This is a genomic window from Bradyrhizobium murdochi (genome assembly GCF_000472965.1).
Classification (GTDB): Bacteria; Pseudomonadota; Alphaproteobacteria; order Rhizobiales; family Xanthobacteraceae; genus Bradyrhizobium; species Bradyrhizobium murdochi.
In genome coordinates, this window is sequence record NZ_AXAU01000002.1 from 374,585 (window position 1) to 391,751 (window position 17,167).

Below are 17,167 nucleotides of genomic sequence, written 5' to 3' on the forward strand. Positions count from 1 at the left end.
CAACTTAGCCAAGATGCTTCCTGAAAAATTCCGTCGCCCGGCCCCAGGCAAGCTCGGCGGCCTGGCGGTCATGCACGGCCATGCGCTGCTCGTTCACGAAGGCATGTTCGGCATCGTAGCGGAACAGCTCAAGCGACTTGCCGGCGTCCTTCATCGCCTTTTCGAAGGCGTCGACCGCGGCCGGCGTGCACCAGTCGTCCTTGTTGGCGAAATGCGCCTGCAGCGGGATTTTCACGTCGGCAGGTTTGGCGGCCTGCTCCGGCGGGATACCGTAGAATACGACGCCCGCCGCGAACTCCGGAATCTTGGTCGCGCCGATGATGGTTACGGCGCCGCCGAGGCAGAAGCCGGTGAGTCCCACCTTGGCGCCGTTGCGTGCGAGATATTGCGCGGCGCCACGTACATTTTGGGTAGTGGCGTCCATGAAATCCAGCGAGTTCATCTGCGCGTTGGCCGCGTCCGTATCGTGATACGGCACCACGACGCCCTTGTAGAGATCGGGCGCCAGCGCATCGAAGCCGGCTACCGCAAAGCGGTCGCACAGGCCCTTGATGTTCTCCGACAGGCCCCACCATTCCTGCACCACCACCACGCCCGGCGCGTTGCCGCGCGCGGCATTGGCGAGAAAGCCGGCGGTTTCCTTGCCGTCCGGACGCTTGAAGGTGATGTGGGTGCCCATGGGTTCCTCCGCTGACTTCTCGATCGGTTGCAGCCATTTTGGCCGCTGCGGGATTGGGACGCAATCGCCCGCCGGCGCATTGCTGGGCCCAACAAAAAAGCCCCCGAAGGGGCCTTTCCGAATTCATGACGCTTCAATGAAGCTCAGTGGGCGTTGGCCCAGACCTTCTTCTTGGTGAAGTACAGCAAGACGGTGAGCAGGATCAGGAACACGAACACCTGCAGGCCGAGCTGCTTGCGCGCCTCCATGTGCGGCTCTGCGGCCCACATCAGGAAGTGGGTGACGTCCTTGGCGTACTGCGCAACCGTGGCCGGCGAGCCGTCGTCGTAGGTGACCTGACCGTCGCTCAACGGCTTCGGCATCTTGATGGCGTGGCCGGGGAAGTAGGTGTTGTAGAAGGACCCTTCCGGCAGATTGAAGCCAGCCGGCGGCTTGTCCTCATAGCCCTGCAACAGCGCCGTGACGTAGTCCGGTCCCTGCTCCTGATACTGGGTGAAGAAGTCGATCAGGAACATCGGGAAGCCACGGCTGTAGCTGCGCGCCTTGGTGATCAACGACAGGTCCGGTGGAAAAGCGCCGCCATTGGCCGCGCGCGCCGCCTGCTCGTTGGGGAACGGCGACGGGAAATAATCGGCGGGCCGACCCGGCCGCTCGAACATCTCGCCCTGGTCGTTCGGGCCGTCCTTGACCTTGTATTCGGAGGCGAACGCCTGGGCCTGCGCCACCGAGTAACCGGGACCGCCGGCTTCGGCGAGATTGCGGAAGGCGACGAACGACAGGCCATGGCAGGATGCGCAGACTTCCTTGTAGACCTTCAGACCGCGCTGCATGGCGCCGCGGTCGAACTTGCCGAACGGGCCTGAAAACGACCACTTCTGGGCCGGCGGCTTGGTGCTGCCTTCGGCGGCCCGGGCGCTCTCGGCGCCGCCCAGCAGCAGACCGCCTGCCACCATCAGCGCGATGACGGTCGAGACCATCGGCGCCGGCTTGCCGCCCGTCTTTGCCAGCACGTCGTCCGCGATCGAGTTCGGCACCGGGCGGGGCTTCTCGATCCGAGCTAGCAACGGCAGCAAGATCAGGAAATAGGCGAAGTAGAGGAAGGTCAGGATGCGGCCGACGATGACGTAGATGCCCTCCGGCGGCTGCGCGCCGAGATAGCCGAGCCCGATGCAGACGACAACGAACATCCAGAAGAACTGCTTGGCCAGCGGACGATATTTCGACGAGCGGGTCTTGGCGCTATCGAGCCAGGGCAGGAACGCCAGGATGAGGATCGCGCCGAACATCGCCACGACGCCGGCAAGCTTGTTCGGGATCGAGCGCAGGATCGCGTAGAACGGCAGATAGTACCATTCCGGCACGATGTGGGCGGGCGTTACCGCGGGATTGGCCGGGATGTAGTTCTCGGCGTCGCCGAGATAGTTCGGCATGTAGAAGATGAACCAGGCGAAGAACAGCAGGAAGCACGAGACGCCGAACATGTCCTTCATGGTCGCGTAAGGCGTGAACGGCACCGTGTCCTTTTCCGTCTTCGCCTCGACGCCGGCCGGATTGTTCTGGCCCGCCACGTGCAGTGCCCAGATGTGCAACACGACGACGCCGGCGATCACGAACGGCAGCAGGTAGTGCAGCGAGAAGAAGCGGTTCAGCGTCGGATTGCCGACGGCATAGCCGCCCCACAACAGCGTCACGATGCTCTCGCCGAAATAGGGCACGGCCGAGAACAGGTTGGTGATCACGGTGGCACCCCAGAAGCTCATCTGGCCCCACGGCAGCACGTAGCCCATGAAGCCGGTTGCCATCATCAGGAGATAGATGATGACGCCGAGGATCCAGAGCACTTCACGCGGCTCCTTGTACGATCCGTAATAAAGGCCGCGGAACATGTGAATGTAGACAGCGAAAAAGAACATCGAGGCGCCGCTGGCGTGGATGTTGCGCAGCAGCCAGCCGTAATTGACATCGCGGACGATGAGTTCGACCGACTTGAACGCCATGTCGGCATGCGGCGTGTAGTGCATCGCCAGGATCACGCCGGTCAGGATCTGCACGACCAGCATGAACGAAAGGATGGCGCCGAACGTCCACCAGTAGTTCAGGTTACGCGGCGTCGGATACGCCACGAACGACGAATGCATGAGTCCCATGATTGGGAGGCGCCGTTCGATCCACTTCAAGGCGGGATTGGTCGGCTGGAAATCGGATGGTCCGCTCATTGATGCGATCCTGAGGAAGTAAAACGACGCAACGGCTTAAGGGCGGTCTCGGACTGGCGTCCGAGCCCTTAGCCGATCTGGATTTTGGTATCGGAAACGAAGGTGTAGGGCGGCACGGCCAGATTGGTCGGCGCAGGTCCCTGCCGAATCCGGCCCGACGTGTCGTACACCGAACCGTGGCACGGACAGAAGAAGCCGTCGTACTGGCCCTCATGGGCGATCGGGATGCAGCCGAGGTGGGTGCAGATGCCGACGACGACCAGCCACTGGTCATGGCCCGGCTTGACCCGCGCCTCGTCGCTCTGCGGATCGGGCAGGCTCGACACCGACACCGCGCGGGCTTCTTCGATCTGCTTCTTGGTCCGGTGGCTGATGTAGATCGGCTTGCCGCGCCAGAACACCTTGATGTCCTGTCCTTCGGCGATTGGGGTCAGGTCGACCTCGATCGGCGCACCGGCCGCGACCGTGGAGGCATCCGGATTCATCTGGGAAACCAGCGGCCACACCGTGGCAGCCGCGCCTACGGAAGCGACGGCTCCCGTTGCAACATAAAGAAAATCACGGCGTGTCGGATGGTCCGCCGAAGACGCTGTCGTCACGATCTCAAGCCCTTTCTTGTCTGCAGCCAGCGGAACCGCCCCGGACCCGCGCAAACGCGCGCCCCGGAGGAGGCTGCCGGCGCCCGCGGCCCCCGCGGCGGCAGAAAAACCGCTTTTCCTCCCCCCATTCCGGCGGAACAAGCAGTCCAGAATCGTTCTATTGGCACCCTTGCCGTGAGAGCGCAAGCCCGCTATCGGCTCGATAGCGTGCAATGCACTAAATCGGCGCCCGGCCGTGATTTATTCGAAACATTTCATTCGCGCCACCAAAGCCTGACACCATGCAGATTGCGCTTTTCCAGCCCGACATCCCCCAGAACACCGGGACGATTCTGCGCCTGTGTGCCTGCCTGGGCGTGGCCGCCCATATCATTGAGCCAGCGGGATTCCCGACCTCTGACCGGCATTTCCGCCGCGCGGGAATGGACTATCTCGATCACGTCGTCCTTACCCGCCATGACTCATGGCCAAAATTCGAGCAATGGCGTAACGAGGCTGGTTCCCGGCTGGTGCTGTTTACGACCAAAGCGGCCGGTTCCTATCTGGATTTCCGCTATCGAAGTGACGACGTCCTATTATTCGGGCGGGAATCCGCAGGAGTTACCGACGAGGTCGTCTCCGCGGCCGACGCTCGGGTGACGATCCCGATAAGGCCGGGCTTGCGTTCGCTCAATGTGGCGATGGCGGCCGCCATGGCACTAGGCGAGGCGATGCGTCAGACGGGTCATCCGATTGCAGGCGAGATCGGGTCCAAGGAGAAGGTGTGAGCTACGCGGTCAAGGAAATATTTCTGACGTTGCAGGGCGAAGGCGCGCATGCCGGCCGCGCGGCCGTGTTTTGCCGTTTTTCCGGCTGCAACCTCTGGAGCGGCCGCGAACAGGACCGCGCGAGCGCCACCTGCCAGTTCTGCGATACCGACTTTGTCGGCACCGACGGCACGCTCGGCGGTCGCTATGCCACGGCGGACGAACTCGCCGACACCATCGCCGCGCAATGGACCGGCGAGAATACCAACCGCTACGTGGTCCTGACCGGCGGCGAGCCTCTGCTGCAGGTCGATCCCCCCTTCATCGATGCGCTGCATGCGCGCGGCTTCGCCATTGGCATCGAGACCAACGGCACGATCGAACCGCCCGAAGGGATCGACTGGGTCTGCGTCAGTCCGAAAGCCGGCGCCGAGCTCGTGGTGCGCCGCGGCCACGAATTGAAGCTGGTCTATCCGCAGACGGGCGCGGCGCCGGAAGATTTTGCGAGGCTCGATTTCGAGCGCTTTTCGCTGCAGCCGATGGATGGACCCGACGTGCTCGAAAACACCGCGCGTGCGGTCGACTACTGCCTGCGCCATCCGCAATGGCGGCTCAGCCTGCAGACGCACAAGACACTTGGCATCAGATAGGATTTAGATTTTCAAGATGTGGGAACTGACGAAATCGTTTCGCTTCGAAGCTGCGCATTCCCTGAAGGGAACGACCTTCGGCGCGGCCAGCGAGGAAATTCACGGCCACTCGTTTCGCGCCGAAGTGAGCGTGCGCGGCACGCCCGACCCGGAAACCGGCATGGTGCTCGATCTCGGCCTGCTCGAACGCAGCATGGAAGAAGTTCGGAAAGTACTCGACCACAAGCTCCTCAACAAGGTCGAGGCGCTGGGGACTCCGACGCTGGAAAACATTTCGCGCTACATCTTCGAGCGGGTCCAGCACGCAGGCCAGGTCATCCGCGTCAGCGTTCATCGCGACAGTTGCAACGAGAGCTGCACGTATTTCGGGCCGCAGGGCTGAGCGCCAATGGACATGTCAGTCATCGAGGATCGCAAGACACGCGCGAGAGCTTGGTTCGAAGCGCTGCGCAACGACATCTGTGCGGCCTTCGAAAAGCTGGAAGACGACGCGCCGCCCGCCCTCTATCCCGGCGAGGCCGGTCGCTTCGTGCGCACGCCCTGGGACCGCACCGACCACACCGGCAAGCCCGGCGGCGGCGGGGTGATGTCGATGATGCGCGGGCGGCTGTTCGAGAAGGTCGGCGTGCACTGCTCGACCGTGCATGGCGAGTTCGCACCGGAATTCCGCGCGCAGATACCCGGCGCGGCCGACGATCCCAGGTTCTGGGCGTCGGGCATTTCGCTGATTGCGCACATGCGTAACCCGCACGTGCCGGCGGTGCACATGAACACCCGCTTCGTGGTCACCACCAAGGCCTGGTTCGGCGGCGGGGCGGATCTGACGCCGGTGCTCGACCGCCGGCGCACCCAGGATGACCCCGACACGCTCGCCTTCCATCAGGCGATGAAGGAGGCCTGCAGGGGATCGAACGGCGTCGCCGATTACGACAAGTACAAAAAATGGTGCGACGAATATTTCTATCTGCCGCACCGCAAGGAAGCGCGCGGCATCGGCGGCATCTTCTACGACTGGCACGATTCAGGTGACTGGGACGCCGACCTCGCCTTTACCCAGGAGGTCGGCCGCGCCTTCCTGAAAATCTATCCTGAACTGGTCCGCCGCAATTTCGCCCTTCCCTGGAATGCCGCCGACCGCGAGGAACAGTTGATCCAGCGCGGGCGCTACGTCGAGTTCAACCTGCTCTATGATCGCGGCACGATCTTTGGGCTAAAGACTGGCGGCAATGTGGATTCCATCCTCTCGTCGATGCCGCCGGAGGTAAAGTGGCCATGATCGCATGATCGGGTTGTCATGACTGATCGCTATGGTGCGATTCGTGTCATGTAATCCGAGGAGTAGATCATGGATTTGAAACCAGGCGACGTCGTCATTCTGAAGTCCGGCGGCCATCCTCTCAGTGTGGTGGAGGTCAAAGACGGCAACGTTGCGTGCGTATGGATGGGCAATGAAGGCGATCTGTTCCGCGAGACGCTGCCGCTTGCCGTCCTAGAGCTCGCCGAAGCCGATACGTCAGACGAAGACGAAGAAGAAGACGAGGACGAAGAGGAAGCCGAGGACGAGGACGAGGAAGAGGACGACCGCGCCAACAAGGTTGCATGAGGCATTTTTGCGCCGCCGGGCTTCCATGGTCCGGCGGCGTGGCTTCCGGGATTGGACCCGGTGCGGGTGATCTGATATTCGCGGCAAGTCCGCGGCTGCTTCCCGCGGCCGACGACGCTTGAAGTGAGATGGCCGCGAAACAATGACCCACCTGCCCCGCGCGATGCTGATCGACATGGACGACACCATCCTGTCGGCCTATGGACGTCCTGAGATCGCCTGGCACAATGTCACGTCCGAGTTCGCCACCGAGTTCGGGCCCCTGACCTCGCAGCAGGTTGCCACCGCCGTTCTGGATTCCGCGCGCAAATTCTGGGCTGTTGCCGAAGCCGAATGGCGGCTCAAGCTCGATGAAGCGCGGCGCATCACCGTCAGGAACGGATTTGCCGCGCTTGCCGAAGATGGTCACGTCCTGCCTGAAGACCTCGCGATACGGTTGGCAGACCGCTTTACCTCCTACCGTGAAGAGGAAATGTTCGTCTTCCCCGGCGCGCATGACGCCATCGACGAATTGAAGGCACGCGGCGTGAAGCTGGCGCTGGTCACGAACGGCGCCGCGGGTGCCCAGCGAGCCAAGGTCGAACGCTTCGCGCTGTCGCACCGTTTCGATCACATCCAGATCGAAGGCGAGCACGGTTTCGGCAAGCCGGACGAGCGCGCTTATCTGCACGCGATGCAGGCGCTCGGCGTCACCGCGCCCGAGACCTGGATGATCGGCGACAATCTGGAATGGGAGGTGGTGGCGCCGCAGCGGCTCGGCATCTATGCCATCTGGATCGACGTGCATGGCGACGGCCTGCCGCCGAATTCCACCGTGAAGCCCGACCGCATCATCCGCTCGCTGACGGAACTGCTGCCCCGCCAGGGCTGACGGCCCAAGAGCTGACGGCGCGCCCCTGACCGCTGCCTGCCCATCACACGATCGCGTGTAGTGTGAGTTGTCTCACAGTGCCGAGGCCGACAATCCCAGATTGTGTCGAGGTTGGTTCAAGGTTGAAGTCCAAGGGTTGGGGGTTCACCGATGCCGAACGACGACACGCATGATATCGCACCGACAGCCGCCCCGCTCAGGTGGCTTTGGAAGTTCAATCACGGGCTCGACATCGTCAAAGGCCTGTCGCTGGTTACGGTGCTGAGCAGCCTCGTGGTCGGCTACTTCCAATATCTCAACGCCTATCAGGAGAAGGTGAGCAGCCAGGCCAAGGAAGACATGAACTTGGCCGCCGCAACTTTCACCGAGATCTCACACGCATTCTCCAAAATGCAGGGGTTGCAGCAAACCCTTTACACCGATTTCGTGCGCGCCGTCGGCGAGAAATCCGATGCCGGCGACAAGGCGCTGGCCACCAGCAACGCGCGGGCGATTTCGGAAAGTTATGAGAAAGCACGGAACGAACTCCGTGAAAACATCGACCTTCTCACCCGAAAGGCCGAAATCTACATCGACTGGGCCAGCAATACATATCGCGATCCGGCCGAGAAGCGTAACGTCGACGAGGACCCGCTGTCACGACGAGTGTTGCGCGACTACGCCTTCGATTGTTCCGACAAGTTTAATTTTCCGGCCTTCGGAAACGTGCATGCGCCGGATGACGACACACCACCCAAGGAAGTTGCCGACGACAAATATTGCGCGATGGCCGAAAAGCGTGGCGTTGACGATACGACCAGACCGAAAGACGCATTCATCCGAATCTGCGCCGGCCCTCAAGACAGGGCAGCAAAGCGAATCTACTGGTACAGCGCCAAACACCATGTCCTGACGATGCATTACTGCTTCGAGGCCGCGCACAACAAGCTGGCGGCAGCGCGGCAATGGGCCGCCGGGAGCGTCGGCGACGCCGCGAAGGAAAGCGATATTCTCCAGGGAGAAAAGGAGATCAACGCCGAACTGGACGATCTGGCTGGCCGGATCAATGCGTTCAGCAGTCTGGCGCTGTATCAGTTGGAGCAAATTCGGGTGAAATATCGCCCGGCCGGCCTTTGGTGCAACGTGCCCTTTGTCTGGAACATATCAAGCTTGAACTGCTTCCCGATCCGCACGGCATCGCTCACGCATTGATCCCAATCAGTGCCGCAACGCCGCGGTGATCATGACGAGGCCGCCGACAATCACGGCGGCGTCGAGGATCGCAGTATGGATGTGCACCGGCATGCGTTCAACGAACGCCTTGGCGAGGAACGCGCCGGGAATTGCGATGGCGCCGATCAGGAGCGCGAAGGCAAGCACCTGCGCAGTGACGGCGCCGGCAAGGCCGAACACCGAAATCTTGATGAGACCGGTCACGACCGAGATCACCGCGTCGGTAGCGATCACGGCAGCTCCCTCGAGGCCAGACGCCATCAGCAACGACAGCAGGATCACCCCGGAACCTGATGTGCCGCCGACCACCACGCCATAACCCACCGCGCTCACGCCAAGGCCGGTATCGCCGATCTTGATATCGCGGTGCTTGGCCAGCCGACGTAGCGGCACGCTTAGGATCAGCATGCTGCCGATCACGAGCGCCGCGCCGGCGCTGGTCAGCCGCGTGTAGCCATACGCGCCGAGCGCCGTCGTCAGCATGGCGGCGCCGATCACGATCAGCGCGCGACGCTGGTCGGCATAGCGAAAATACGCCACGAAGCGGCTAATATTGGTGAAGATTGCCGAGATCGCGATGATCGGCACCACGGGCTCGGCGCCGACGAGCGGCACGAGGACCAGCGGCATCAAGGCGCCGGTACCATAGCCGGCAAGCCCGCCGACCACGGAAGCCAATAGCGCCATGCCTCCAACCAGCACGAGTTGACCGAGCGAAATATCGGCAAACCCGGCCAGAATATTCACAGCCGGTGATCGCGGGTGAAACGGGCGGCGGCCTGGTCGGCGATCGCGGCAAGGGCGGATGGTTCAAGCGGAAAATCGGCAGCCAACCAGGCGTCTTCCGCAAGCGCCAGCACGTGACCGAGACCGGGACCTTCGGCAATGCCGCGGGAGATGAAATCGGCCGCCTTCAGCGGAAATTTCGGCGCGCTCCAGCGCTGCGGCAAGGTTGCAAGTTCATGCCAGCGCGCGGCGTCATTACCGACGCCGCCTGCCCGCGCCCACGCCAGCATCAGCCGGTCTCGATACGGATCCTCGCCGAGCCGATAGAGAAGCTGTCGCGCCCGCGCGTCGTCCTTGCTCGCGAGCCGCCACCAGCGATGGCCCATCGAATCCAGCGCTTTGGCTTCCGCGTTGGAAAGCCGAAGCCGTGCCGAGACGCGCCTGGCGTCCTCGGTGACGGCGACCGTGAGCGCGGCGAGCCGGCGCACGGCGCTCGACGGCAGGCCCAGCGCCCGTTCGGCCGCGATCATCGCCGCGAATGTCCCCGTGTAGGTGACGCCGCCGAAGATCAGCAACAGTAGGCCGGCATCCGCCATCGCCTGCACCGCAACCGCGGCGCCTTCCGCGATCAACAGCTTCAACATCTCCATGCGCACGCGTTCGGCGGAAAGGCTCGAAAGCCCGGCGCGCCCGTCGATGCAGGCGAGATATCCGGCACGGTCGGGCTCGCCCGCCCCGTAGGCGGCATGCATGCGAAAGAAGCGCAGGATGCGCAAATAATCCTCAGCGATGCGCTGGCCGGCGTCGCCGATGAAACGCACGCGTTTGGCCTGGATATCGGCAAGCCCGCCGACATGGTCATGCACGACGCCCTCGGCATCGACCGAAAGCCCGTTGATAGTGAAATCGCGCCGTTCCGCATCGCGAACCCAGTCGCGCCCGAACGCAACTCTGGCCTTGCGGCCAAAGGTCTCGGTGTCCTCGCGCAAGGTCGTGATCTCAAATGGGTGGGATTCGACGACCAGCGTGACCGTGCCGTGGTCGATGCCGGTCGGGACGCATTTGATGCCGGCCGCCTTGGCGCGGCGGACGACCTCGTCGGGCAACGCCGTCGTCGCGATATCGATGTCGCCGAGAGGAATTTTCAGAAGCGCATTGCGCACGGCGCCGCCGATCACGCGGGCTTCCTCGCCCTCGCCATTGAGCAACGCGAGCACGCGCGCGGCCGGACCGGATCTGAGCCAGGGCGCGTCCGACAGCACGCGTGCCTCGCTCATTTCTCTCCCCCGTGAACCAGCTTGCCGTCTTCCAGATGCGCGGGAACGTAGGTCGAATTCGGCGGCGCGCCGGAGAATTGGGCGAGCAGCACGAAGCTGATCGCGACCAGCAGCAGCGATCCCAGCGCAAGTTTGGCGATAAGATGTGCCGGCCAGGAGGAGGACGCGAACAGGCCCGAACGGGTGGCAATCAGGAACAGCGCGTAGGCCACGAACGGGATCAGGAATATTGCGATTTCGGTCAAGATCGGACGGATCATGCGAGATAAATCCGCTCATATAGCACGCGCAGGATCCCCGCGGTCGCACCCCATATGTAACGCTCGGCGAACGGCATTGCGTAATAGGAGCGCTCCATGCCGCGGAATTCCTTGGAATGGATCTGATGGTTCTCGGGATTCATCAGGAACGCCAGCGGCACCTCGAAGGCGTCGACCACCTCGCCTTCGTTGATCGTCAGCTCAAAGCCGGGCTTCACACGCGCCACCGTCGGCAGGATGCGAAACCCGAAGGCGGTTCCATAAAGATCGAGATAACCGATCGGCTCGATGAACTCGCGCTTGAGGCCGACTTCCTCCTCTGCCTCGCGCAAGGCGGCATCGAGCGGGGAAGCGTCGATTGCGTCGATCTTGCCGCCCGGAAAGGAAATCTGGCCGGCGTGGCTGGAAAGATGCGGCGAGCGCTGCGTCAGCAACACAGTCGGCTCGTGGTGATCGACCACCGGGATCAGCACCGCCGCCGGGCGCACCGGCTGCTCGCGCGCCACGATCTCGAGCATGCGATCATTGCCCGCATCGCCCGTCCTCGGAATGACATTGGGATCGACCAGGCCGGGCGGCACGTCGAAATTCAGCCGGGTTCTGCTTCGCGCAAAGAATTCCGTCGAGCTGATCGGAGCCGCCTCCATCTTCGTCAGCATCGGCTCGTTCAAACCGCATCCCTCACCTGCTTCGCGTCCGCCATGGCAAAGAACTCGCCGCCGGACTCGATGCCGAACATCGGCTGACCATCGACCATCCGCTCCTCCCCCATGTCAACCAGATCGTAATAGAGCGCGCGCGTCACCTTCGCCCACAGATCCGCACGGACGTGCAGATAGGGCGTCAGCCCGCCATCGGCGGCCGTCTCGAAGCGCAGGCGATGGGCGGAATCGCATGGCACCCAGTCGTCAACGTTGGTGCGGAAGCGCAACAGCGGCCCGCGATCGCCGGCCTCGTTTTGCATCTCCACTGCCAGGAACGGCGCATCGTCGACGCGGATGCCGACCTTCTCAACCGGGGTAACGAGAAAGTGCTTGCCGTCCTCGCGCTTGAGAATGGTCGAAAACAGCCGCACCAGCGCCGGCCGCCCGATTGGCGTCCCCATGTAGAACCACGTCCCGTCGCCGGCGATTCGCATGTCGAGATCGCCGCAGAACGGCGGATTCCACAGATGGACCGGAGGCAGTCCCTTCCCGGCCGGCGTGCGATTGACGGCTTCCCTGGCGGCGGCCGTCAGCCCTTCGATCCCCTTGCCGTCAGAATCGTTGCCTTCGTGCCGTTGGCCGCTGGTTTGCCCTTGCTTCGCCATTGTTTGCCCTGAGTCTCGGCGCGTCGATTGGCACGATTGGTGCACATATACCGAGATATGTGTTCCCGACGATTTGTGCCCGTACTATTGCGGATCAAGTCGCCATATCGTGATGCCGTTCATACCCCGAAATACCGATAATGTGGGGATAGTTTAATTCAAACGAATGCATGGCCTTTGCACAGGCTTAGCATGAGGTTCGTGGCATGACGACGCAACCAACGGCGTCATGAAGCGGTTAGGTTGTTGAAGGAGAAAGACATGGCGAGCGCAGACGGTGTCGAGAAACTCGAGGACGCGATCGTCCGGTCGGCCGAGCAGGTCGCCGGCCAGATCCGCGCCGCGAAGGAAGCGATCTCCACCGTCATCTTCGGCCAGGTTCGGGTGATCGAAAATACCCTGGTGACGATCCTGTCCGGCGGCCACGCGCTCTTGATCGGCGTTCCCGGCCTCGCCAAGACCAAGCTTGTCGAAACCTTGGGCATCACGCTCGGGCTGGATGCCAAGCGCATCCAGTTTACGCCTGACCTGATGCCGTCGGACATTCTGGGCGCCGAGGTGCTGGACGAGAGCAATTCCGGCAAGCGGTCGTTCCGTTTCATCTCCGGACCGGTGTTTGCGCAGCTCCTGATGGCCGACGAAATCAACCGCGCCAGCCCGCGGACGCAATCGGCGCTGCTGCAAGCCATGCAGGAACAGCACATCACCGTTGCAGGCGCGCGGCATGATCTCCCCAAGCCGTTCCACGTGCTCGCCACCCAAAACCCGCTGGAGCAGGAAGGCACCTACCCGCTGCCCGAGGCGCAGCTCGACCGCTTCCTGATGGAAATCGACGTCGATTATCCCGATCGCGACGCCGAACGCCGCATCCTGTTCGAGACCACGGGCGCGGAAGAGACACTTGCCAAGGCCTCGATGGACGCGGAAACCCTGATCGCGGCGCAGCGGCTGGTGCGGCGCCTGCCGGTCGGCGACAGCGTCGTTGAGGCGATCCTGTCGCTGGTACGCGCTGCACGTCCCAACACCGAAGACGGCGGCGACAAGCTGATCGCCTGGGGACCGGGCCCGCGCGCCAGCCAATCGCTGATGCTGGCAGTCCGTGCCCGCGCCTTGCTCGACGGCCGCCTTGCGCCCTCGATCGACGACGTGCTCGATCTCGCCGAACCCGTTCTCAAGCACCGCATGGCGCTGACCTTCTCGGCGCGCGCGGAAGGCCGCACCATTCCCGACGTAATCAGACAATTGAAGACGCGGATTGGTTGATGGCCGCAGAGACCAGCCACGAGAGCAGGGAGATTGTTGCGATCCGACGTGCCGATGGCGAAAGCCGAACGCTCGCCGCATCGCTCCCCCGTCTCGTGCTCGATGCCCGCCGCATCGCTGCCAACGTCATCCATGGCCTGCACGGCAGGCGCCGCGCCGGCGCCGGCGAGAGCTTTTGGCAATATCGCCGCTTCGTCTCGGGCGAGCCGTCGCAGAATGTCGATTGGCGGCGCTCGGCGCGCGACGATCATCTCTATGTCCGCGAGCAGGAATGGGAGGCTGCGCATACGATCTGGCTGTGGCCCGACCGTTCGCCGTCGATGGCATTTGCTTCCAAGGGTGCCCGCGACTCCAAGCTGGAGCGTGGCCTGATCGTGACCTTTGCGCTCGCCGAACTTCTGGTTTCGGGCGGAGAGCGCGTCGGCATTCCCGGCCTGATGACCCCGACCGCAAGCCGCAACGTGATCGACAAGATGGCGCAGGCGATGCTGCATGACGATGCGGTGCGCGCCAGCCTGCCGCCCTCCTTCGTGCCGTCGGCGCTGGCCGAAATTGTCGTGCTGTCCGACTTCTGGTCGCCGATGAGCGAAATCAGGACGATGCTTGCCGGGCTTTCGGCCTCCGGCGCCCATGGCACGCTGATTCAGGTCGTCGATCCTGCCGAAGAGACCTTTCCGTACGCCGGCCGGATCGAGTTCGTCGAGCCGGAAGGCTTTGGCGTCATCACCGCCGGCCGCGCCGAGAGCTGGGCCAGCGACTATGTCGCGCGCGTCACGCTGCATCGCGATGAGATCCGCAGCGAGACCAACAGGCTCGACTGGCTGTTCTCGACCCACACCACCAGCCGGTCCGCCGCCGAACTGCTGCTGTTCCTGCATTCCGGCATGATGGCAGCCAAAGGAAGCGCGCGTGGCTCAACGGTCAAGGCGGGGCGCAGCGCATGATGGCGGGCATCCCCTTAAGCTTTGCGCAGCCGCTGCTTCTGCTGGGCCTGTTGAGCCTGCCGGTGCTGTGGTGGCTGCTGCGCGTGATGCCGCCGAGGCCGAGACGGATCGAGTTTCCGCCGACGCGGCTGTTGTTCGACATCAGGCCCAGGGAAGAAACCCCGTCGCGGACGCCGTGGTGGCTGACGGCGCTGCGTCTCGCCGCCGCGGCGCTGGTCATCCTTGCCGCCGCAGGCCCGATCTGGAATCCGCAGACCGGGGTCGGCGGCAGCAACGCGCCGCTGGTGATTCTGCTCGACGACGGCTGGAGCGCGGCGGCAAGCTGGGACACCCGGATCAAGGCCGCTGACGAACTGATCGCCAATGCCGACAACGACCGCCGCGGCGTCGCGCTGGTTCCGCTCTCCGAGCCCGCACGTGACATCACGCTGATGCCGGCCGGCACCGCGCGCGTCGCGCTGCGCCAGATTGCACCAAAGCCGCATTCGATCGACCGCGTCGACACGCTTGGCGCGCTCGACCGCTTCCTGAAGGCCACCGGTGATGCCGAGATCGCGTGGCTGTCCGACGGTGTCGATACCGGGCGCGGCGCCGAATTCGTCGAAAATCTCGCCAAGACCATCGGCGACCGCAAGCTGACGGTGTTCGAGGGCGGCGCGGCGCCGACGCAGGCGTTGGTCGCCGCCGAAAACGCCGCGGCGAAGATGACGGTCAAGGTGTTGCGCACTACCGGCGGCGTCGCAGCCGGCGTGGTTCGCGCGACCGACGCCAAGGGCTCGCCGATCGGCGAGGCGCGCTACGCTTTCGGCATGCAGGACCGCGAAAGCGAAGCGGCATTCGATCTGCCGGTCGAACTGCGCAACGACATTTCGCGGCTGGAAATTTCGGGTGAACGATCGGCGGGAGCGGTGCAATTGCTCGACAAGCGATGGCGGCGGCGCGCCGTCGGCGTCGTCACCGGCGCGACCAGCGATACCGCCCAGCCGCTATTGGCATCGACCTTCTATCTTACCCGGGCCCTGTCGCCTTTCGCCGACGTGCGGCTCGGCGACCGTGGCGCGCCGCAACAGGTGATCGCGCAATTCCTCGATCAGCGGCTGCCGATGATCGTGCTCGCCGATGTCGGCACGCTGTCGCCCGAAATCCGCGAGCGGCTGAACGCATGGATCGATCAGGGCGGCGTGCTGGTGCGTTTCGCAGGTCCCCGCCTGGCGCAGGCCGATGACGATCTAGTGCCGGTGAAATTGCGTCGCGGCGGCCGCGTCCTCGGCGGCAGCCTGACCTGGGAAAAGCCGCAGCATCTGGCGTCCTTCGCCGCTGACGCGCCGTTCGCGGGCCTCGCCGTGCCCAAGGATGTCACCGTGAACCGGCAGGTGCTGGCCGAGCCGGATGCGGTGCTCGCCACCAAGACCTGGGCGTCGCTGGAAGACGGCACGCCGCTGGTGACGGGCGAGCATCGCGGCAGGGGCATTGTCAGCCTGTTCCATGTCGGCGCCGACTCGCGCTGGTCTGACTTGCCGATGTCCGGCAGCTTCGTCGAGATGCTGCGGCGGCTGGTCGACATGTCCGGCTATACGACGAAGCCCGGTGCTGGCGTTGCGAGCGAGGCGACCAACGTCGAGACGGTTGCGCCACTGCGCACCCTCGATGGTTTCGGCGCCTTCGGGCCGCCGCCCTCGACCGCCAAGCCGATGCCGGCGGACTATCGCGATCGCGCCACAGCAGAACATCCACCGGGCTTCTACGGCCCGGCCGATGGCCCGATCGCGGTCAACACCCTGGCCTCGGCCGATCGCATCGCGCCACTCGATACATCCTCGTTGCGCGCGCAGCGCGCCAGCTACACCAATGCCGAACCGCGCGATTTGCGCGGCATCCTGCTGTCGTCGTCGCTGGTGCTGTTCCTGATCGACGCGGTCGTGGTTGCGATGCTGGGCGCAGGCCTTGCGGCCTTGTGGCGGCGGCGCACGGCGACGGCCTCCGTTCTATTGGCCTTGATCCTGGTCGCGGCCTCGACCGCGCCTTCGCCGACGCTTGCCCAGGGAAACGATGAATTCGCCATCAAGTCAGTGTCGCAGACGCGCCTTGCCTATGTCGTCACCGGAAATGCCGACGTCGATTCCATCGTCAAGGCGGGCATGGCCGGACTGACGCTGTTCCTGGCGCAGCGCACGGCGCTGGAGGCTGGCGATCCCGTCGGCATCGATCCCGCAAAGGACGAACTGGCGTTTTTCCCGCTGATCTATTGGCCGGTGGTACCGGGCGCGCCGAAGCCGCCGCAGGACGCCATCAACCGCATCGACGCCTATATGAAACAGGGCGGCACGGTGCTGTTCGATACCCGCGACGCCGTCGAGGCGCCGCCGGGCGAGAACGGCGCGTCGCAGACCTCGGGCATGCGCACCTTGCGCGAGATTCTCTCCTCCCTCGACGTGCCTGAACTGGAGCCGGTGCCGCGCGAGCATGTGTTGACCAAGACGTTTTATCTGTTGCGCGATTTTCCCGGCCGCTTCACCTCGGGCCAGACCTGGGTCGAGACCTTGCCGCGCGAGGATGAAGACGATACGGCCTCGCGCCCGGCGCGCGGCGGCGATGGCGTCTCGCCCATCATCATCACCTCGAACGATCTCGCCGGCGCCTGGGCGCATCGGCCGGACGGCCAGCCAATGCTGCCGCTGACGCCGAACGAGCCGCGCCAGCGCGAATTTGCCTTCCGCTCCGGCGTCAACATCGTGATGTACACATTGACCGGCAACTACAAGGCCGACCAGGTCCACGCGCCCGCCCTGATCGAACGGTTGGGGCAATAGGC

Annotated in this window: 18 protein-coding genes; 10 read left to right on the top strand and 8 right to left on the bottom strand. The window is 64.0% G+C overall.

Annotated features, from left to right (window positions below):
- Positions 1 to 4: 4 nt before the first annotated feature.
- The 3 genes from YUO_RS0109175 to petA form a co-directional block, all read right to left on the bottom strand.
- Positions 5 to 679, bottom strand: coding sequence for a dienelactone hydrolase family protein (locus YUO_RS0109175; protein WP_028346973.1), 675 nt, complete (start codon positions 677 to 679; stop codon positions 5 to 7).
- Between the two features lie 143 nt (positions 680 to 822).
- Entirely contained in the window at positions 823 to 2,895 is a 2,073-nt protein-coding gene (locus tag YUO_RS0109180) for a cytochrome c1 (RefSeq protein ID WP_028346974.1), read from the bottom strand.
- Between the two features lie 68 nt (positions 2,896 to 2,963).
- Entirely contained in the window at positions 2,964 to 3,494 is a 531-nt protein-coding gene (petA, locus tag YUO_RS0109185) for a ubiquinol-cytochrome c reductase iron-sulfur subunit (protein WP_028346975.1), read from the bottom strand.
- A 281-nt stretch (positions 3,495 to 3,775) separates the two neighbouring features.
- Between petA and YUO_RS0109190 the strand changes: the two genes are divergently transcribed.
- From YUO_RS0109190 to YUO_RS0109220, 7 genes are all read left to right on the top strand, one after another.
- Positions 3,776 to 4,261 (top strand): tRNA (cytidine(34)-2'-O)-methyltransferase, encoded by a 486-nt coding sequence (locus tag YUO_RS0109190; protein ID WP_028346976.1) that lies wholly within the window; start codon positions 3,776 to 3,778, stop codon positions 4,259 to 4,261.
- Positions 4,258 to 4,890, top strand: coding sequence for a 7-carboxy-7-deazaguanine synthase (gene queE / locus YUO_RS0109195; RefSeq protein WP_028346977.1), 633 nt, complete (start codon positions 4,258 to 4,260; stop codon positions 4,888 to 4,890). The genes YUO_RS0109190 and queE overlap by 4 nt, the downstream gene beginning before the upstream one ends.
- A 16-nt stretch (positions 4,891 to 4,906) precedes the next feature.
- Positions 4,907 to 5,272, top strand: coding sequence for a 6-pyruvoyl trahydropterin synthase family protein (locus YUO_RS0109200; RefSeq protein WP_028346978.1), 366 nt, complete (start codon positions 4,907 to 4,909; stop codon positions 5,270 to 5,272).
- Positions 5,273 to 5,278: 6 nt separating this feature from the next.
- Positions 5,279 to 6,166 (top strand): oxygen-dependent coproporphyrinogen oxidase, encoded by an 888-nt coding sequence (gene hemF / locus YUO_RS0109205; protein ID WP_028346979.1) that lies wholly within the window; start codon positions 5,279 to 5,281, stop codon positions 6,164 to 6,166.
- A gap of 69 nt (positions 6,167 to 6,235) precedes the next feature.
- Entirely contained in the window at positions 6,236 to 6,493 is a 258-nt protein-coding gene (locus YUO_RS0109210) for a YodC family protein (RefSeq protein ID WP_028346980.1), read from the top strand.
- A 142-nt stretch (positions 6,494 to 6,635) separates the two neighbouring features.
- Complete coding sequence (locus tag YUO_RS0109215; protein ID WP_028346981.1) at positions 6,636 to 7,364, top strand: HAD family hydrolase; 729 nt, start codon at positions 6,636 to 6,638, stop codon at positions 7,362 to 7,364.
- Positions 7,365 to 7,514: 150 nt separating this feature from the next.
- Positions 7,515 to 8,555, top strand: a complete 1,041-nt coding sequence (locus YUO_RS0109220; protein ID WP_028346982.1) for a hypothetical protein — start codon at positions 7,515 to 7,517, stop codon at positions 8,553 to 8,555.
- Between the two features lie 6 nt (positions 8,556 to 8,561).
- On the opposite strand, the gene YUO_RS0109225 is transcribed toward YUO_RS0109220, so the two are convergent.
- From YUO_RS0109225 to YUO_RS0109245, 5 genes are read right to left on the bottom strand one after another with little or no spacing between them, the layout of a single operon-like run.
- On the bottom strand, positions 8,562 to 9,323 hold the full coding sequence (locus YUO_RS0109225) for a sulfite exporter TauE/SafE family protein (RefSeq protein ID WP_028346983.1): 762 nt from the start codon (positions 9,321 to 9,323) through the stop codon (positions 8,562 to 8,564).
- Complete coding sequence (locus YUO_RS0109230) at positions 9,320 to 10,579, bottom strand: CCA tRNA nucleotidyltransferase (RefSeq protein ID WP_028346984.1); 1,260 nt, start codon at positions 10,577 to 10,579, stop codon at positions 9,320 to 9,322. Before YUO_RS0109230 ends, YUO_RS0109225 begins: the two co-directional genes overlap by 4 nt.
- The gene (locus tag YUO_RS0109235) at positions 10,576 to 10,839 is read right to left on the bottom strand and encodes a DUF6111 family protein (protein ID WP_028346985.1); all 264 of its coding nucleotides are present in this window, start codon (positions 10,837 to 10,839) and stop codon (positions 10,576 to 10,578) included. Before YUO_RS0109235 ends, YUO_RS0109230 begins: the two co-directional genes overlap by 4 nt.
- Entirely contained in the window at positions 10,836 to 11,498 is a 663-nt protein-coding gene (locus YUO_RS0109240; protein WP_430649532.1) for a CoA pyrophosphatase, read from the bottom strand. Before YUO_RS0109240 ends, YUO_RS0109235 begins: the two co-directional genes overlap by 4 nt.
- A gap of 8 nt (positions 11,499 to 11,506) precedes the next feature.
- A complete protein-coding gene (locus YUO_RS0109245) occupies positions 11,507 to 12,148 on the bottom strand; it encodes a DUF1285 domain-containing protein (RefSeq protein ID WP_028346987.1) in 642 nt (213 codons plus the stop codon).
- 261 nt (positions 12,149 to 12,409) lie between these two features.
- Here YUO_RS0109245 and YUO_RS0109250 point away from each other — a divergent pair, with 261 nt between their 5' ends.
- Genes YUO_RS0109250 through YUO_RS0109260 form a run of 3 tightly spaced genes read left to right on the top strand, consistent with a single transcriptional unit; the run spans position 12,410 to position 17,165 of the window.
- Positions 12,410 to 13,411: an AAA family ATPase gene (locus YUO_RS0109250; protein ID WP_028346988.1), complete on the top strand. Its 1,002-nt coding sequence runs from the start codon at positions 12,410 to 12,412 to the stop codon at positions 13,409 to 13,411.
- Positions 13,411 to 14,355, top strand: a complete 945-nt coding sequence (locus tag YUO_RS0109255) for a DUF58 domain-containing protein (RefSeq protein ID WP_028346989.1) — start codon at positions 13,411 to 13,413, stop codon at positions 14,353 to 14,355. The genes YUO_RS0109250 and YUO_RS0109255 overlap by 1 nt, the downstream gene beginning before the upstream one ends.
- Complete coding sequence (locus YUO_RS0109260) at positions 14,355 to 17,165, top strand: DUF4159 domain-containing protein (protein WP_028346990.1); 2,811 nt, start codon at positions 14,355 to 14,357, stop codon at positions 17,163 to 17,165. Before YUO_RS0109255 ends, YUO_RS0109260 begins: the two co-directional genes overlap by 1 nt.
- Positions 17,166 to 17,167: the final 2 nt, after the last annotated feature.

What these genes read in the sequence shown, in the direction of transcription:
- YUO_RS0109175 (WP_028346973.1), bottom strand. Translation starts at nt 679, where the DNA reads ATGGGCACCCACATCACCTTCAAGCGTCCGGACGGCAAGGAAACCGCC.
- YUO_RS0109180 (WP_028346974.1), bottom strand. Translation starts at nt 2,895, where the DNA reads ATGAGCGGACCATCCGATTTCCAGCCGACCAATCCCGCCTTGAAGTGG.
- YUO_RS0109190 (WP_028346976.1), top strand. Translation starts at nt 3,776, where the DNA reads ATGCAGATTGCGCTTTTCCAGCCCGACATCCCCCAGAACACCGGGACG.
- YUO_RS0109200 (WP_028346978.1), top strand. Translation starts at nt 4,907, where the DNA reads ATGTGGGAACTGACGAAATCGTTTCGCTTCGAAGCTGCGCATTCCCTG.
- hemF (WP_028346979.1), top strand. Translation starts at nt 5,279, where the DNA reads ATGGACATGTCAGTCATCGAGGATCGCAAGACACGCGCGAGAGCTTGG.
- YUO_RS0109210 (WP_028346980.1), top strand. Translation starts at nt 6,236, where the DNA reads ATGGATTTGAAACCAGGCGACGTCGTCATTCTGAAGTCCGGCGGCCAT.
- YUO_RS0109215 (WP_028346981.1), top strand. Translation starts at nt 6,636, where the DNA reads ATGACCCACCTGCCCCGCGCGATGCTGATCGACATGGACGACACCATC.
- YUO_RS0109220 (WP_028346982.1), top strand. Translation starts at nt 7,515, where the DNA reads ATGCCGAACGACGACACGCATGATATCGCACCGACAGCCGCCCCGCTC.
- YUO_RS0109230 (WP_028346984.1), bottom strand. Translation starts at nt 10,579, where the DNA reads ATGAGCGAGGCACGCGTGCTGTCGGACGCGCCCTGGCTCAGATCCGGT.
- YUO_RS0109235 (WP_028346985.1), bottom strand. Translation starts at nt 10,839, where the DNA reads ATGATCCGTCCGATCTTGACCGAAATCGCAATATTCCTGATCCCGTTC.
- YUO_RS0109240 (WP_430649532.1), bottom strand. Translation starts at nt 11,498, where the DNA reads ATGCTGACGAAGATGGAGGCGGCTCCGATCAGCTCGACGGAATTCTTT.
- YUO_RS0109245 (WP_028346987.1), bottom strand. Translation starts at nt 12,148, where the DNA reads ATGGCGAAGCAAGGGCAAACCAGCGGCCAACGGCACGAAGGCAACGAT.
- YUO_RS0109250 (WP_028346988.1), top strand. Translation starts at nt 12,410, where the DNA reads ATGGCGAGCGCAGACGGTGTCGAGAAACTCGAGGACGCGATCGTCCGG.
- YUO_RS0109255 (WP_028346989.1), top strand. Translation starts at nt 13,411, where the DNA reads ATGGCCGCAGAGACCAGCCACGAGAGCAGGGAGATTGTTGCGATCCGA.
- YUO_RS0109260 (WP_028346990.1), top strand. Translation starts at nt 14,355, where the DNA reads ATGGCGGGCATCCCCTTAAGCTTTGCGCAGCCGCTGCTTCTGCTGGGC.